A 15,728-nucleotide genomic window follows, 5' to 3' on the forward strand; every position below is an offset into this window, starting at 1 on the left:
GAGAGCTTCCCATCATGAGCCAGAACAAGAAATTGCCCGTCAATCGCATCAGCATCTCGCTCCCGGACGAATTGCAGTCCGAGCTGGATGCGATGGTGGCGAGCCGCGGCTTCGAAAGCCGCTCGCAAGCCATCAACGACATGTTGCGGCAGCATCTGGTTGAGCACAAACGCCAGACGGGCGACCAAGTCATGGTGGGCACCATCACCATTCTTTACGACAACCGCACGCGCGGCTTGCAGAAGACATTGGCCGATTTGCAGTACCGCAACCTCGACGAGGTGATCAGCTCCCTGCACGTGCATTTGATGAACAACCAGACCATGGAAGTGATCCTGGTGCAGGGCCCGGCCGAAAAGGTGCAGGCCATTGCAGATGAGATCATCACACAGCGCGGGGTGATTACAGGACGGATGCAGCTCATGGCGGCGCTGATTCCGCCGGTGCATCCGCTAGGAGGAAAGAAGGAAGAAACATGACGAAACCGATCGACAAACACTTGTGGGAAGAGCTGGTGCCCGGCGGCAACCACTGGTCTGGCATCCTGCGCCGAGGCACGGCATTGCGCCTGACCGACCTGGTAGGCGGCGCTAACGTCTCCGCGCTGTTTTACAACCAGGAAGAAAAACTGGAACGCTACAACATGCCGGATACCTTGAAGGCACAGCACACGGCTTTTCTCACCACTGGCAACGTCTGCTATTCGGACATGGGACGCGTACTGTGCTCCGTCATCGACGACTCCGTGGGCTGGCACGACACGATTTGCGGCGTGACCGACAGCACCGCCATCGAGGCCAAATACGGCAAGGCTAATTTCCAGTCGCGTCGCAACGATATGTACCGCAGCGGCAAGGACGGCTTGTTGATTGAACTCGGCAAGTGGGGGCTAGGCAAGCGCGATCTGGTTGCCAACGTCAATTTATTCAGCAAGGTCACGGCAGACGAGGAGGGCGTGCTGCACTTCCAGTCGGGCCATAGCCCGGCGGGTTCGACCGTGGATTTACGTTTCGACATGAATGTGCTGGTGGTGCTCTCTACCGCACCGCATCCGCTGGACCCCAAGCCGGAATACAAACCGGGTGCAGTGAAGCTGACGGCCTACCACGTGGGTGAAGCAACCGCTGCGGATGTTTGCCGGAATTCCTGCCCGCAGAACCAGCGCGGTTTCATCAACACCCAGCGTTTTTACGCTTGCTGAGGAGTTAAGCGATGTTGACCGAAAGCAAGCTGCAAATCGACAAAGCCGTGCTCGATCAGACCTGCCCTGCAGGCGAACCGTGGATGGGGCTGGTGAAGAAAGGTCAAACCTTCCGCATCCTCGATCTCGAAGGCAACCAGGCGGTGGATACGCTGTTCTATAACGCCGACGACCCGGAAGAGCGCTACAGCGCAGTCGATACTATCCAGCGTCAGGGCAGGCTCTACCTTACGACCGGATCGGTCCTCTATAGTACCGAAGGCCGGCCCATGCTGACCATTACCGCCGATACCTGCGGCCGTCACGATACGCTGGGCGGTGCTTGCGCGGCGGAGAGCAACACTGTGCGATACGCGCTGGAGAAGCGCCCCATGCACAGCTGCCGCGACAACTTCATGCATGCCCTGGCCCACCATGATTGCGCCACGCATCGCCACATGACCAAGCGCGACATCACCGCCAACATCAATTTCTTCATGAACGTGCCGGTGACGCCGGAGGGCGGATTGACCTTCGCCGACGGCATTTCTGCGCCGGGCAAGTACGTCGAGATGCGCGCCGAGATGGACGTTGTGGTTCTGGTCTCCAACTGCCCGCAGCTCAACAACCCGTGCAATGCCTATAACCCGACCCCGGTGCGCATGCTGATCTGGGATTGAGGTAGCGCAGGCGGCCTCGCCTGCATCGAAGAAATCGAAACAGTCATTGCTGCAGGCGAGGCCGCCTGCGCTACAGGACGGGACGGCCCGTACCGAAGGAAAAAAGCAGGACGGCCTGCTGCAGAGGAAAAATGTTCGATAAAGTCCTGATTGCAAACCGTGGGGACCAGCCGTCAATAGACGGCGTAGCGGCGAAGCCAAATTGCCTGATGGCTGCAAGCCATGCAGGCGAGTTCGCCACGGAGACGTACCATGTTTGAAAAAATATTGGTCGCTAACCGTGGCGAAATCGCCTGCCGCATCATGCGTACGCTGAAACGCATGGGGGTGAAATCCGTTGCTGTCTATTCTGAAGCCGATGCGGGCGCTCGGCATGTCCTGGAGGCCGACGAGGCCGTCTGCATCGGTCCGGCACCTGCGGCGGAAAGCTATCTCAATGCCGAGCGCATCCTACAAGTCGCCAGGGAGACGGGCGCACAGGGCACTCATCCGGGCTACGGCTTTCTTTCCGAGAACCAGTCTTTCGCCACTGCTTGCGAAGCCGCCGGCATCGCCTTCATCGGCCCCACCGCCGCGCAGATGCGCGATTTCGGCCTCAAGCACACAGCACGCGAACTGGCAGAGGCTAACGGTGTACCACTCTTGCCGGGCACCGGCTTGCTGGCAGACGCAGTGGAAGCCCAGGCCGAGGCCGCGCGCATCGGCTATCCCGTGATGCTGAAAAGCACCGCAGGTGGCGGCGGCATCGGCATGCGGTTGATCTGGAGTGCCGATGAATTCGCGGAAGCGTTCGAGTCGGTGCAGCGCCTGTCCAAGGCCAACTTCAAGGACGGCGGCATTTACCTCGAGAAATACGTGCAGGCCGCACGGCATATTGAGGTACAGATTTTCGGCGACGGTCAGGGCCAGGTCATCGCGCTGGGCGAACGTGACTGCTCGGTGCAGCGCCGCAACCAGAAGGTGATCGAGGAAACGCCGGCGCCTAATATTTCAGAATCAGTTCGTACCCGGCTTGCGGAAACGGCGGTACGGCTTGCCTCGGCGATTGGTTACCGCTCCGCGGGCACGGTCGAGTTCGTTTACGACAATACAAGCGGGGATTTCTATTTCCTGGAGGTGAATACCCGCTTACAGGTCGAGCACGGCGTGACGGAATTGGTCAGCGGCCTCGATCTAGTGGAATGGATGGTGCGGCTCGCGGCAGGTGAAACACTGCCGCTCGCCAGCTACTTGCATCAGCCCAAGGGCCATGCCATCCAGGTGCGCATTTATGCCGAAGATGCCAACAAGAACTTCCAGCCCAGCAGCGGGACGCTGACCGAGGCGAGTTTTCCGGAAGACGTCCGCGTCGATACCTGGGTCGTGCGCGGCAGCGAGGTTTCGCCGTTCTACGATCCCCTGGTGGCCAAGGTGCTGGTGCACGCCGAAAACCGCGAGGCTGCGGTGGCCAAGATGCGGCAGGCGCTCGCGGAAACGTGCCTGGCCGGCATCGAAACCAATCTCGACTACCTTCGCCAGGTGTTGGCCGACCGCGTGTTTCCGGCAGGCGAGCAGGTCACGCGTTATCTCAACAGCTTCCATTACCGCCCGACCACTATCGACGTGCTGGAGCCGGGCGTGCAAAGCACGGTGCAGGATTATCCGGGACGGCTCGGCTATTGGGCAGTCGGCGTACCGCCTTCGGGGCCGATGGATCATCTGGCCTTCCGTTTTGCCAACCGGCTGGTGGGTAACGATGAGGGTACGGCGGCGCTGGAACTGACGCTCATCGGCCCGACGCTCAAGTTCAACTGCGAGGCCGTCATTGCCATTGCGGGCGCCGCCATGCAAGCCGAACTGGACGGAGAGGCTTTGGCGCTATGGCAATCGCATGCGGTCAAGGCCGGCAGCGTGCTGCGCCTCGGTCGTATCGAAGGCGCAGGGTGCAGAGCATATCTTGCCGTCAAGGGTGGTTTTGACGTGCCCGAATATCTGGGCAGCAAGTCGACGTTTACCTTGGGCCAATTCGGAGGGCATGGTGGGCGTACATTAAGAGTCGGCGACGTGCTGCATCTGGCTGATGCTGTTTCGGCGTTGCCGGAAGCTGCATTGCTGCCGCCAGCGCTGATGCCTGACTACACCCATGCCTGGGAAATCGGCGTGCTCTATGGCCCGCACGGCGCGCCAGATTTCTTTACCGACGCCGACATTGAAATGTTCTTCTCGACCGATTGGGAAGTGCACTACAACTCCAACCGCACCGGTGTGCGCCTCATCGGGCCGAAACCGGAATGGGCGAGGGCGGACGGCGGCGAAGCGGGACTGCATCCTTCCAACATCCACGATAATGCCTACGCCATCGGTACGGTGGATTTCACGGGCGACATGCCGGTGATCCTGGGACCGGACGGTCCCAGCCTGGGCGGTTTCGTCTGCCCGGCGACCATTGTGCAGGCCGAGTTGTGGAAGATGGGGCAGTTGAAGCCGGGCGATACGGTGCGTTTCAAGCGCCTGAGCCAGGCCGAAGCGTTGGCGCTGGAAGAAGCGCAGGATCGTGCTGTGCGAACGATGCAGCCGGAAACCAAACCGGTCTTCGCCGGCCATGCCGAAACCAGCCCCATCCTCGATCGTATCGCCGCCACCGAGCGCCAGGTCGGCATCGTCTATCGGCAATCCGGCGATAAGAACCTGCTGGTGGAATACGGTCCGCTGGTGCTGGATCTCAACCTGCGGTTCCGCGTGCATGCCTTGATGCAGTGGCTGGAAAAACAAGTCATCCCGGGCATCATCGACCTCACGCCAGGTATCCGCTCGCTGCAAGTGCATTACGACAATCGCAAGCTGCCCGTGGGGCGCTTATTGGATATCCTCATCCAGGCCGAGCGCGAGTTGCCGGCAGTGGAGGACATGGAAGTGCCGACCCGCATCGTGCACCTGCCGCTGTCCTGGGACGATGCCGCGACGCAGCTGGCGATCGAGAAGTACATGCAATCGGTACGCAAGGATGCACCGTGGTGTCCGAGTAACATCGAGTTTATTCGTCGCATCAATGGCTTGAGCAGCGTGAAGGACGTGAAGAAGATCGTGTTCGACGCGAGCTACCTCACGCTGGGCCTGGGCGACGTGTATCTTGGTGCTCCGGTCGCTACACCGGTCGATCCGCGTCATCGCCTCGTCACCACCAAGTACAACCCGGCCCGCACCTGGACGCCGGAAAACGCGGTGGGCATCGGCGGGGCTTATATGTGCGTCTACGGCATGGAAGGCCCCGGTGGCTACCAGTTCGTCGGCAGAACATTGCAGATGTGGAACCGCTGGAACCAGACCGCCGATTTCCGCGACGACAAGCCGTGGCTGCTGAGATTTTTCGACCAGATCCGCTTCTATCCGGTCTCTGCGGAAGAGTTGCTGCAAATCCGCGAGGATTTCCCACGCGGCAAGTTCAAGCTCAAGGTCGAGGAGCAGGTGTTCAGCCTGCGCGAATACAACCGCTTCCTCGCCGACAATGCCGAGACGATTACTGCCTTCAAATCCACTCAGCAAGCCGCGTTCGAGGCCGAGCGCGATCGCTGGATTGCCACCGGTCAGGCGCATTACTCCAGCGATCACGATGTGGCGGGGGCCGCCGCAGATACCGAACTCGACCTGCCGCCCAATAGCCGTGCAGTGGCATCGCATGTTGCGGGCAACCTGTGGCAGGTGAAGCTGCAGCCGGGCGACCGGGTGAAGCAGGGCGATGCGGTGGTGATCGTCGAATCGATGAAGATGGAAATTACCGTGGCCGCACCCAGCGACGGCACGATTACTCACGTGTTCTGCCAGGAAGGCGGCCAAGTCGCCGCTGGACAGGATCTGTTCGTGATTCAACAGGATTGAAACCGGCCATGACGCTTAATTTGAATATCGCCGCACTCCGCCGCCGCTACCTCGACGGCAGCCTGACGCCTAAACAACTGGTAGAGGATGTGGACGCCGCCATCGGTAGCGAGGACGTGCATCACATCTGGATACGCCGCCTGAGCCATGAGGAAATGCTGGCTTATGCAATGGCGCTGGAAGGCAAGAACCCGGCCGATTACCCGCTTTACGGCATTCCGTTCGCCATCAAGGACAATATCGATCTCGCCGGCATTTCTACCACCGCAGCTTGCCCGGATTTTGCATACGTTCCAGAAAAAAGCGCCACAGTGGTGCAGAAACTCATCGACGCAGGCGCCATTCCGGTGGGCAAGACTAACCTTGATCAATTTGCCACAGGGCTGGTCGGCGTTCGTTCTCCCTACGGTGCGGGTCGTAACGCCTTCGACCCGGACTATATTTCGGGCGGATCGAGTGCCGGTTCGGCGGTAGCCGTGGCGTTGGGGTTGGCAAGTTTCAGCCTTGGGACAGATACAGCGGGCTCCGGACGTGTACCGGCTGCCTTTAACAACCTCGTCGGCCATAAGCCGACTTGCGGGTTGTTAAGCACATCCGGCGTGGTGCCGGCGTGTCGCACGCTGGATTGCGTCTCCATCTTCGCGCTGACATCTGATGATGCGGCGACGGTGCTGGAAGCGGCACAAGGTTTCGATGCCGCCGACCCTTATTCGCGTGTTGTCGAAAAGCCTTCATCCATCCTTGGCAGTGGTTTCAAGTTCGGTGTGCCCAAGCCGGAGCAATTGGCGTTCTTCGGCAATCCCGATACGCCGCAATTGTTCAAGGATGCGGTCGAGCATTTGCGCGCCATTGGAGGTGAGGAGGTGGAAATCGATTTCCAGCCTTTCCTCGATACGGCGAGGCTTTTGTACGAAGGACCGTGGGTGGCCGAGCGATATGCGGCGATACGCGAATTCATCGAAAACCAACCCGATGCAATGTTCCCCGTCACACGTCAAATCATCGGCGGTGCGGTGAAGTTTTCGGCGGCGGATACCTTTACTGCACTGTACCGGCTGAAGGCCATGCAACGACTGACGGCAGGCGTGTGGGACGACGTTGATGTCATCGTCACCCCGACAGCGGGAACGATATACCGCATAGAAGAAGTCGGGGCCGACCCGGTCAAGACCAATTCTAACCTTGGCTATTACACCAATTTCATGAACCTGCTCGATCTATCTGCAGTGGCCATTCCCGCCGGGTTCCAGGCAAACGGCTTGCCGTTTGGGATAACGTTGTGCGCCCCGGCGTTCAACGATGCACGATTGCTGAATTTGGCAGCACGTGCCACAGCAGGGCAGAAGCGGTTTGGGATATTGGAACAACAAAAGACGGAGCTGACAGCATGACCGAAATCCGCATGGTCCGCGTTGCCGTATGCGGCGCCCACATGAGCGGCTTGCCGCTTAATAGCCAATTGACCAGTATCGGCGGAAGGCTTGTAGCCAAGACTACAACTTCACCAAGCTACCGTTTTTACAAGCTTGCCGGGTTTATCCCGCCGCGCCCCGGATTATTGCGTACTGGACGCGGCGGTACGATAGAGCTGGAAGTATGGGAAGTGCCGGTGACCGAATACGGTGCGTTCGTCGCCGCTATTCCCGCACCGTTGGGCATCGGCACGATTGAGCTTGCCGATGGCAGTTTAGTGCAGGGTTTTTTGTGCGAGGCCTATGCCACGGAAAACGCCGAGGACATCACACATTTCGGCGGCTGGCGCGGTTTTCTGCTGGCCTCGAGCGGAAGCTAAGCAAGTCTTGAATTAGGGGGCGAGCTGGTAAATCGTAATGCAGTGATTTGCCGGCGTACCCGTTAACACTCACTTAAAACGGCAAATCCACCATTCGTCCTTCGCGAAAAGGTAAGGTCGAGTGCTGGATTAAGCCAATGCCATTTGCTTGCACCCGGCCGAAGGAAATTTCCACGTCTAACCATGCAGTCAACGTGACCAGATCGGGACGGTGTTTCCTGATGGCAGTTTGCAGGTCTGCTGCCGTAGGTAACGGCGCTGCGCGGTCGCGGGTGAACATGAACCAGTTCCCAGCCATGAGCCAATAAGCAGGCACTTCCCGGTCATCGGCTAATTTCATTGTCGTTTTTAAGCTGGCGATGCGGCCAGCGCTCTCCGGCAGCATTTCCCACACTTCCAGATATTCGACATCCACGCCGGTTTCGATCAGCTTGTCCCGACCTTCGAACTGCATCCGACCGATATCGCGCATACCGTTCTCGGGTTGGTAGTCGATCTCACGATGCCATTGGCATAGGTCGCCCTCGACTGCCGTCATCCCGGCAAAGCCCTGTTGCAAGGCGAGCCAATTGAGGTGTTGCTCCGTCATCCGGGATAGCGATGGCACATCGAAAGCCGGGCGACCTGCAGGTACACGAATATCGCCATGCAAATGCTCGGTTTGCAGCCAGAACACTAGGCTGGTGTCGTCTCTACCCATGGAGGTTTCCAATCTTCGACGCTGCCATACACCGATGTATTCCGGAGGAACGGGCGCAAGAGGGTGAATTGTGTGGCGTAAATAAGACAGTTCACTGGCCATGGCAAAAAATTTCATTAAGTAAGCAAGCGGGATTGCAGCCCTAAATCCCAAACAAAGGGCATGCGCTCCGGGATGGTGCGATGCGGCCGTTAAACAAGCTGTGCGGCGGTTGCTATCGACGGCTTCGAGGCATCGTCTCATTCGCAAGCAAAAAATTCACCACGCGATTGAGCCTTGGAATCCCCCCCAATGGGGCGGGCTGATTAAAAGAGGGCGTTTGCTTGGAAGAAATGCACCGAAAGCGTGCGAATTTGCATAACAGGAACCCATCTAGATTGCGTTTGCTTAGCTCTCTTCAGAAAGATAGCATCGCAGTGACCTGTTTTATATGGGTTTTAATCTTTGGCATAGGTGTTGCTTAGAACAAGTGCTCATTTTGTTTCAAGTTTTAAAACAGCTTTTTACTAGAAAGGAAAAGATATGCATAAGAAGTTAATGACCCTCGCCGTTGCGAGCACGTTTGCAGCGCTCTCCGGTGTGGCAATGGCTGAAGATGCCGCTCCAGCAGCAGCGGCTCCGGCTGCTGAAGCAGCTGCTGCCGCACCTGCTCCCGATTGGACCTTCCCGGCCAGCATCTCCTTCGTAACTGATTACATCTTCCGCGGTCAGTCCCAAACCTGGGGCAAGCCGGCTGCACAGTTTGGCATCGAAGCAGACCATAAGTCCGGTTTCTATGCAGGCTTCGCTGCTTCCAACGTAAGTGATCAGTGGCTGCCTGGTGCTAACCTGGAAACTGACTTCTACGGTGGCTTCCGTGGTGCTGTTCCTGCTGTTTCCGACGTGAGCTTCGACGTTGGCGGTATCTATTACTACTATCCAGGCGCTAACTGGAGCGATTCGGGTTTCAACCCCCCGACTTGCCCGAGCTGCAACACCAAGTCCAAGTCTCTGAATACCTTTGAAATTTATGGTGCCCTAACGTACAAGTGGCTGACCGTGAAAGCGGGTACTACGTTGACTGACTACTGGGGCTGGGACAATAACAACTCTGGTGTTGGCGGCGGTTTCAACGGCAACCTGAACGCTGGTGTTAAGCCTGGCGGCGACACCAAGGGTTCTTACTACTACGAAGCCGATGCTGCGTACGAAGTGGTTCCAACCTGGACGATTTCAGGTCAAGTTGGTCGTCAGATCATTTCTGATTCCAATGGTTTGGACATCACGTATTACAAGGCAGGTATTACCAAGGCTTTCAACGGTGGTTGGTCTGTTGGTGCGTTCTACTCAGGCACCAACGAACCCGATGCTTACAAGGACTTTTTGAGCTTGCGTAACACCACCTCGAAGTCTGATATCGCAAAGGATACCGGCTTCATCACGTTGACCAAGAGCTTCTAAGACGTTTTGGCACTACCCGGCAGGCTGGATGAGCACCCAACTTGCCGGTTCTAACAACACTTAAGTCAGGAGACTTTCATGAAATTAGTTACCGCAATCATCAAGCCCTTCAAGCTTGACGAAGTGCGGGAAGCGCTGTCCGCCATTGGCGTTCAGGGCATCACCGTTACTGAAGTCAAGGGCTTTGGGCGGCAGAAAGGTCACACCGAGCTTTATCGCGGTGCCGAGTATGTCGTGGATTTCCTGCCCAAGGTCAAGCTGGAAGCCGCAATTGATGACAACATGCTGGATCAGGTCATCGAAACCATCGAAAAGGCCGCCAGTACTGGCAAGATCGGCGATGGCAAGATTTTTGTCTTCGACCTAGAACAAGTCTATCGCATCCGTACCGGCGAATCCGGTTCGGACGCGCTCTAAGGGGCTCGATATGAAGCACTTTCTCTCTGCGATTCTGATTGCAGCTACGCTCGGTTTCGGCGGCATGTCCTACGCCGAGGATGCTGCTCCTGCCGCACCGGCGGCTACGGCTGACGCTGCTGCAGCACCTGCCGCGGCTCCCGCAGTTGCTGCTCCTGCGGCACCTGCTGCCGCCGACGCGGCTGCTCCGGCCGCTGCAGCTGCAGCGCCTGCACCAGTGCCCAACAAGGGCGACACTTCCTGGATGATCGTTGCCACCTGTTTGGTGTTGATGATGTGTGTCCCCGGCTTGGGTCTCTTCTACGGCGGTATGGTGCGTAGCAAGAACATGCTGTCCGTGCTGATGCAAACCTTCATGGCGACCTGTTTCCTGGGCGTCCTGTGGGCACTGTATGGCTACAGCATTGCCTTCACGCAAGGGACAACGCAATTCTTCGGCGGTTTCGATCGTCTGTTCCTGCACGGCATGACGCCTGATTCCACTGCTGCAACGTTCAGCAAGGGCGTGGTCATTCCTGAGTATATCTACATGTGCTTCCAACTGACCTTCGCCGTCATCACGCCGGCCTTGATCGTCGGTGCGTTTGCAGAGCGCATGAAGTTCTCCGCGCTGCTGATGTTCCTGGCCCTGTGGTTCACGTTCTCCTACCTGCCTATCGCACACATGGTGTGGTTCTGGTCCGGTCCTGATGCCTTCACCACGGCTGAAGCCGGTGCCAAGGCAAACGAACTGGCTGGCTTCATCTTCAACAAGGGTGCGCTCGACTTCGCAGGCGGTACCGTGGTGCACATCAACGCCGGTATTGCTGGCCTGGTCGGTGCTCTGGTGCTGGGCAAGCGTGTCGGTTTCGGCCGCGAAGCCATGGCTCCGCACAGCGTGACCATGACCATGATCGGTGCATCCCTGCTGTGGGTGGGCTGGTTCGGCTTCAACGTCGGTTCCAACCTGGAAGCCAACGGCGCTGCTACCCTGGTGTTCGCTAACACCCTGCTGGCAACCTGCGCTGCAGCATCTTCCTGGATGTTCGTTGAATGGTTCACCAAGGGTAAGCCTTCCATGCTGGGTGCTGCTTCCGGTGCGATTGCCGGCTTGGTGGCGATTACCCCGGCTTGCGGCTTCGTCGGCCCCATGGGCGCTATCGTTCAAGGCCTGCTGGTTTCCCCGCTGTGCTTCACGTTCGTTACTGTTGTGAAGAGCAAGCTGGGTTATGACGACTCCCTGGACGTCTTCGGTGTGCACTGCATCGGCGGTATCTTCGGCGCCATCACCACCGGTATCCTGGTAAGCCCGGCTCTGGGCGGCACCGGCGTGTACGACTACGCTGCCAACAAGGTGGCTGACTTCGACATGAGTGCTCAAGTCATCAGCCAACTGTGGGGCGTGGGTACGACCATCGTCTGGTCCGGCGTAGTTGCCTTCATCGCCTACAAGGTGGTCGATCTCGTGATCGGTCTCCGCGTCAGCGAAGAAGTCGAGCGCGAAGGTCTGGACACCACCGAGCACGGCGAACGCGCTTACCACTACTAATCTACGGAGTAGTAGCTGGAAACAAAAACGGGCACGCAAGTGCCCGTTTTTTATTGCCTGTCGTTTAGGTCGGATTACTTAAGATAAAGTCTACGCGCCCCGAGTCGAGTGCTTTCCCAGCCAAGATGGTCGTAATAGCCGATTGCCGGAGTGTTGTCCAAATCGACCAGTAGTTGTGCTCGGGTTGCACCTTTGTCGTATGCCCAATCCAACGCGGCTTGCAGCAATTGCCTGCCGATGCCTTGAGCCCGGTATTCCTCAACTATCACCATGTCTTCGATCCAGACGGAGTAGGCGCCTTCTGCCGTGGAAATCACTAATTGCGCGCTCACCATGCCGATGAGGCGACCTTCCTGCGTCTTGGCAACCTTGATGACGGCGCGGTCAGAAGCTTCGATCAATCGACCAAGGCCGCGCGCCTGTTTATCTCGATCCGGCTGAAAATCTTGCTCGATGTTGAACAGAGAATCGAGCAGGGGCAACAGGGCAGGGATGTCGTCAACAATCGCATCTGTAATGGTATGGCAGGACATGTTGAAATCCGTAAGAAGGAAATGCTGCTATTGAAGCAGGCAGCGTGCCTGATGTCATGTCGAGTTTGAGCGAAATTAAACACTCGCGAACGGTGCAATGTGCCCGGTTATGGTGCATGTGGCGATGCCTGAACGAGTAAAGGTCGCAGGTATTCTTGATAAATGTAATGGCGGACTGATTGGCACGGTTGGTGCTTAATTACAACCGACAGTAGTACGTGATGTTTGCTGCTCTTGTCTGGTTAACCTCCTCCCTCTGCGGGCCTATGGCCCGCTTTTTTTTGGGCATTTTTTGCGTGCTACAATCTTCGCATGGTCCCACACCTCACTACAGCCCAGACCGGGCCGCTACTCGCACTCGAACAACATATCCTCGATGCCATGCCGCGCATCGAACATTGGCTGCGCAAGCAATGGCTGGAACACGGTACGCCGTTCTACGCCTCAGTAGATTTGCGCAACAGCGGTTTCAAGCTCGCGCCGGTGGATACGAATCTGTTCCCGGGCGGGTTCAATAACCTGAGCCCTGATTTCGGGCCGCTCTGTATCCAAGCTGCGATGGCGGCGGTGGAAAAGATTTGTCCCGATGCACAGCGCTTCATGCTGATCCCGGAAAATCACACCCGCAACGGTTTCTATCTGGAAAACGTTGCCGCGCTCGCCACAATCTTGCGCCAAACCGGCTTGACGGTGCGCATCGGCAGTCTTATTCCCGACCTTGAAGAACCGCTGACATTGGAATTGCCGAGCGGAGGCAACATTGTGCTGGAGCCGGTCAAGCGCAAGGGCAATCGACTGGTGCTGGACGGCTACGACCCCTGTGCCGTCATTCTGAACAATGACCTTTCCGGCGGCATTCCTGAGATTCTGCAAAATATCGAACAATCGCTTATTCCGCCGCTCAAGGCAGGGTGGGCCGTGCGCCGCAAGTCTAGCCATTTTGCCGCGTATAACCGCGTTGCCGAGGAATTCGGCGCGTTGATCGGTATCGACCCTTGGTTGGTGAATCCTTATTTCTCGACCTGCCACGAAGTCAATTTCCAGGAACGTACCGGAGAAGAGTGCCTAGCGGCGAAAGTAGACGAATTGCTGGGCCGCATCCGCGAAAAATACCGTCAATACGAAATCGACCACGAGCCTTTTGTCATCGTCAAAGCCAACGCCGGCACCTACGGCATGGGCATCATGACGGTGAAAAGTCCAGACGACGTACGCGGCCTCAACCGCAAGCAGCGCAACAAGATGGCCGTGATCAAGGAAGGCATGGAGGTCAGCGAAGTTATCATCCAGGAAGGCGTGTACACCTTCGAGAATATCAATGACGCAGTGGCCGAGCCCGTGGTGTATATGATCGACCACTATGTCGTCGGCGGCTTTTACCGCGTGCATACCGGGCGCGGCATCGACGAAAACCTTAATGCACCGGGCATGCACTTCGAGCCGCTGGCCTTCGAAACGCCTTGCTCCATGCCCGACTGTGCCGGCAAACCCGATACCGCGCCCAATCGCTTCTATGCCTATGGGGTGGTTGCACGCCTGGCATTGCTGGCCGCCTCACTCGAACTCGAAACCGAGGAAGTCGTCGCTTGAAGATTGCGCTGATCCTCGACCCGCTGGACGAACTCAAGCCGCAAAAAGACACATCGATTGCGGTCATGCGAGAAGCTTCACGCCGAGGACACGCGATTTTCGCTTTGGAACAGCAGGATATTCGGCTTATCGGAAACCGTATTGTTTTCCATGCACAGCCGCTGAAAATAAGCGATGGCGAGGATTGGTACGCTGCTGAGCCCAAGACAGCGATGGCACCCGAGACCTTCGATGCCGTGCTGATGCGCAAGGATCCGCCGTTCGACATGGAGTACGTCTACAGCACCTACTTGCTGGAACTCGCCGAGAAGCAGGGTGCGCGCGTGCTGAATCGACCGCAAGCCATCCGCGATTTCAACGAAAAGCTCTCAGTTGCACGCTTTCCGCAGTTCGCCCCGGAATTCATCGTCACGCGGGAAATGGCGCTGATTCGCGAATTTCTAGCTCAGCACGGCGATATCGTCGTCAAACCTCTCGATGGCATGGGGGGCAGCGGTATCTTTCGCTTGCATAGCGAAGACCACAACATCGGTGTGATCCTCGAAACCATTACGCATCATGAGCGCCGCACCGTCATGGCACAGCGCTATCTCCCCGCGATCAAGCAAGGCGACAAGCGCATCCTGCTGATTAACGGGGAGCCGCTGCCTTATGCCCTCGCGCGTATTCCCAAGGCCGGTGAGACTCGGGGTAATTTAGCGGCAGGTGGAACTGGCGTGGCACAACCTTTATCGGCGCGCGACCGCGAAATCGGCGAAGCCGTAGGTGCCCAGCTCAAACCGTTGGGATTATTTCTCGTCGGCCTCGATGTGATCGGCGAGCATCTCACCGAAATCAACGTCACCAGCCCGACCTGCATGGTTGAAATCGCCGCACAGACCGATTGTCGGCCGGCAGCCTTGTTCGTCGATGCGCTGGAACGAGAGGCCGCTTGAACATGCGCCTGGCCTGGCTATTGATCGCGATTTTGCTGACGCTGGCGGGCTGCGGACGCGAGCCGTTGTACCAGCAGCAAGCCTATGTGTTCGGCACCCTGGTCGATATCACCATTTACGGCGAGGACGAAACACGCGCCCAGCAGCTTGCGGCCCATGTATTGGATGAATTCCAGCGCCTACACAATAGCTTGCACGCCTGGAAAGAGGGCAGCGACCTGGATCGTGTCAACCAGGCATTTGCTGCCGGAAGGCCACAGAAGGTGAGCCCGGAGCTGGCCAAGATCATTCAGGATGCGACCAAGTATTCGGTGCAATCGCAGGGCCTGTTCAACCCGGCTATCGGCCATCTCATCAATGTCTGGGGTTTTCAGCGCGATGAGTTTACGCCCACCCATCCCGCACCGGAGGAAATCCACAAATGGCTGGATGCCAAACCTCAGATGACCGACATCATGGTCGCCAACGGTGAGGCGAGCAGCCGCAACCAGGCGGTCAAGCTGGATCTGGGCGGTTATGCCAAGGGATATGCGCTGGATTTGGCTGCCGCATATTTGCGTCAGGAAGGCGTGCAGGGGGCATTGATTAATATCGGAGGCAATATCATTGCCATCGGAGCCCATGGTACTCGGCCTTGGCGCGTTGGTATCCAGCATCCGCGTAAGGCCGGCCCGATTGCCACGCTTAATCTGCCGGATGGCTGGGCCATCGGGACATCCGGCGATTACCAGCGCTATTTCGAGATCGACGGCAAACGCTATTGCCATATCATCGATCCGCGGACCGGTTATCCAGCGCAGGAAATGCAAGCCGTGACGGTGCTGATTCCACCCGGCCCCAATGCCGGTACTTTGTCGGATGTTACCTCCAAGCCGTTGTTTATCTCTGGAAGGAACGGCTGGCGCGATGCCGCCAAGCTGATGGGCGTGAACTATGCGCTGGTCATAGATGCCATCGGCACTATTTCACTGACGCCTGAAATGCGCGACAAAGTAAAGTTCGAAGAAAAAACCTACAAGCTTGATGAAAACAACGGGCTTGCGACCATCCCTTCGACTCCCATCGCCAAGCATTGAGC

General features: G+C 57.6%; 14 protein-coding genes. 12 read left to right on the forward strand and 2 right to left on the reverse strand.

Features of this window, described 5'->3' with window-relative positions:
* Positions 1–14 precede the first annotated feature (14 nt).
* From nikR to NMK_RS07035, 6 genes are all read left to right on the forward strand, one after another.
* Positions 15–479, forward strand: coding sequence for a nickel-responsive transcriptional regulator NikR (nikR, locus tag NMK_RS07010; protein ID WP_181376183.1), 465 nt, complete (start codon positions 15–17; stop codon positions 477–479).
* Positions 476–1,201, forward strand: coding sequence for an urea amidolyase associated protein UAAP1 (locus NMK_RS07015; RefSeq protein WP_109015019.1), 726 nt, complete (start codon positions 476–478; stop codon positions 1,199–1,201). Before nikR ends, NMK_RS07015 begins: the two co-directional genes overlap by 4 nt.
* A gap of 11 nt (positions 1,202–1,212) precedes the next feature.
* Positions 1,213–1,860, forward strand: coding sequence for an urea amidolyase associated protein UAAP2 (locus NMK_RS07020; RefSeq protein WP_109015020.1), 648 nt, complete (start codon positions 1,213–1,215; stop codon positions 1,858–1,860).
* Positions 1,861–2,112: 252 nt separating this feature from the next.
* Complete coding sequence (uca, locus tag NMK_RS07025; RefSeq protein WP_109015021.1) at positions 2,113–5,715, forward strand: urea carboxylase; 3,603 nt, start codon at positions 2,113–2,115, stop codon at positions 5,713–5,715.
* A gap of 8 nt (positions 5,716–5,723) precedes the next feature.
* Positions 5,724–7,106 (forward strand): allophanate hydrolase, encoded by a 1,383-nt coding sequence (gene atzF / locus NMK_RS07030; protein WP_109015022.1) that lies wholly within the window; start codon positions 5,724–5,726, stop codon positions 7,104–7,106.
* Positions 7,103–7,507: an allophanate hydrolase-related protein gene (locus NMK_RS07035; protein WP_109015023.1), complete on the forward strand. Its 405-nt coding sequence runs from the start codon at positions 7,103–7,105 to the stop codon at positions 7,505–7,507. Before atzF ends, NMK_RS07035 begins: the two co-directional genes overlap by 4 nt.
* 73 nt (positions 7,508–7,580) lie before the next feature.
* Here the strand turns inward: NMK_RS07035 and NMK_RS07040 are convergent, their stop codons facing one another.
* Complete coding sequence (locus tag NMK_RS07040) at positions 7,581–8,207, reverse strand: hypothetical protein (RefSeq protein WP_109015024.1); 627 nt, start codon at positions 8,205–8,207, stop codon at positions 7,581–7,583.
* 522 nt (positions 8,208–8,729) lie between these two features.
* Between NMK_RS07040 and NMK_RS07045 the strand changes: the two genes are divergently transcribed.
* The 3 genes from NMK_RS07045 to NMK_RS07055 all read left to right on the forward strand — a co-directional run bounded on the left by NMK_RS07045 (position 8,730) and on the right by NMK_RS07055 (position 11,592).
* Entirely contained in the window at positions 8,730–9,647 is a 918-nt protein-coding gene (locus NMK_RS07045; protein ID WP_227871399.1) for a TorF family putative porin, read from the forward strand.
* 78 nt (positions 9,648–9,725) lie between these two features.
* Positions 9,726–10,064, forward strand: coding sequence for a P-II family nitrogen regulator (glnK, locus tag NMK_RS07050; protein WP_109015025.1), 339 nt, complete (start codon positions 9,726–9,728; stop codon positions 10,062–10,064).
* Positions 10,065–10,074: 10 nt separating this feature from the next.
* Positions 10,075–11,592 (forward strand): ammonium transporter, encoded by a 1,518-nt coding sequence (locus tag NMK_RS07055; RefSeq protein ID WP_109015026.1) that lies wholly within the window; start codon positions 10,075–10,077, stop codon positions 11,590–11,592.
* Between the two features lie 74 nt (positions 11,593–11,666).
* On the opposite strand, the gene NMK_RS07060 is transcribed toward NMK_RS07055, so the two are convergent.
* Positions 11,667–12,125, reverse strand: coding sequence for a GNAT family N-acetyltransferase (locus NMK_RS07060; protein WP_109015027.1), 459 nt, complete (start codon positions 12,123–12,125; stop codon positions 11,667–11,669).
* 312 nt (positions 12,126–12,437) lie between these two features.
* Between NMK_RS07060 and gshA the strand changes: the two genes are divergently transcribed.
* The 3 genes from gshA to NMK_RS07075 are packed head-to-tail and all read left to right on the forward strand — an operon-like array spanning position 12,438 to position 15,726.
* Positions 12,438–13,715 (forward strand): glutamate--cysteine ligase, encoded by a 1,278-nt coding sequence (gene gshA / locus NMK_RS07065; protein WP_109015028.1) that lies wholly within the window; start codon positions 12,438–12,440, stop codon positions 13,713–13,715.
* On the forward strand, positions 13,712–14,650 hold the full coding sequence (gshB, locus tag NMK_RS07070) for a glutathione synthase (protein WP_109015029.1): 939 nt from the start codon (positions 13,712–13,714) through the stop codon (positions 14,648–14,650). Before gshA ends, gshB begins: the two co-directional genes overlap by 4 nt.
* Before the next feature lie 2 nt (positions 14,651–14,652).
* Positions 14,653–15,726, forward strand: a complete 1,074-nt coding sequence (locus tag NMK_RS07075) for an FAD:protein FMN transferase (RefSeq protein WP_109015030.1) — start codon at positions 14,653–14,655, stop codon at positions 15,724–15,726.
* The last annotated feature ends 2 nt before the right edge of the window (positions 15,727–15,728 follow it).

The sequence above is a fragment of the Novimethylophilus kurashikiensis genome, assembly GCF_003112435.1.
In the GTDB taxonomy this organism is placed as follows: domain Bacteria; phylum Pseudomonadota; class Gammaproteobacteria; order Burkholderiales; family Methylophilaceae; genus Novimethylophilus; species Novimethylophilus kurashikiensis.

Bases quoted from the DNA above. Each gene is read 5' to 3' on its own strand.
- nikR (WP_181376183.1), top strand. From the start codon at position 15: ATGAGCCAGAACAAGAAATTGCCCGTCAATCGCATCAGCATCTCGCTC.
- NMK_RS07015 (WP_109015019.1), top strand. From the start codon at position 476: ATGACGAAACCGATCGACAAACACTTGTGGGAAGAGCTGGTGCCCGGC.
- NMK_RS07020 (WP_109015020.1), top strand. From the start codon at position 1,213: ATGTTGACCGAAAGCAAGCTGCAAATCGACAAAGCCGTGCTCGATCAG.
- uca (WP_109015021.1), top strand. From the start codon at position 2,113: ATGTTTGAAAAAATATTGGTCGCTAACCGTGGCGAAATCGCCTGCCGC.
- atzF (WP_109015022.1), top strand. From the start codon at position 5,724: ATGACGCTTAATTTGAATATCGCCGCACTCCGCCGCCGCTACCTCGAC.
- NMK_RS07035 (WP_109015023.1), top strand. From the start codon at position 7,103: ATGACCGAAATCCGCATGGTCCGCGTTGCCGTATGCGGCGCCCACATG.
- NMK_RS07040 (WP_109015024.1), bottom strand. From the start codon at position 8,207: ATGGGTAGAGACGACACCAGCCTAGTGTTCTGGCTGCAAACCGAGCAT.
- NMK_RS07045 (WP_227871399.1), top strand. From the start codon at position 8,730: ATGCATAAGAAGTTAATGACCCTCGCCGTTGCGAGCACGTTTGCAGCG.
- glnK (WP_109015025.1), top strand. From the start codon at position 9,726: ATGAAATTAGTTACCGCAATCATCAAGCCCTTCAAGCTTGACGAAGTG.
- NMK_RS07055 (WP_109015026.1), top strand. From the start codon at position 10,075: ATGAAGCACTTTCTCTCTGCGATTCTGATTGCAGCTACGCTCGGTTTC.
- NMK_RS07060 (WP_109015027.1), bottom strand. From the start codon at position 12,125: ATGTCCTGCCATACCATTACAGATGCGATTGTTGACGACATCCCTGCC.
- gshA (WP_109015028.1), top strand. From the start codon at position 12,438: ATGGTCCCACACCTCACTACAGCCCAGACCGGGCCGCTACTCGCACTC.
- NMK_RS07075 (WP_109015030.1), top strand. From the start codon at position 14,653: ATGCGCCTGGCCTGGCTATTGATCGCGATTTTGCTGACGCTGGCGGGC.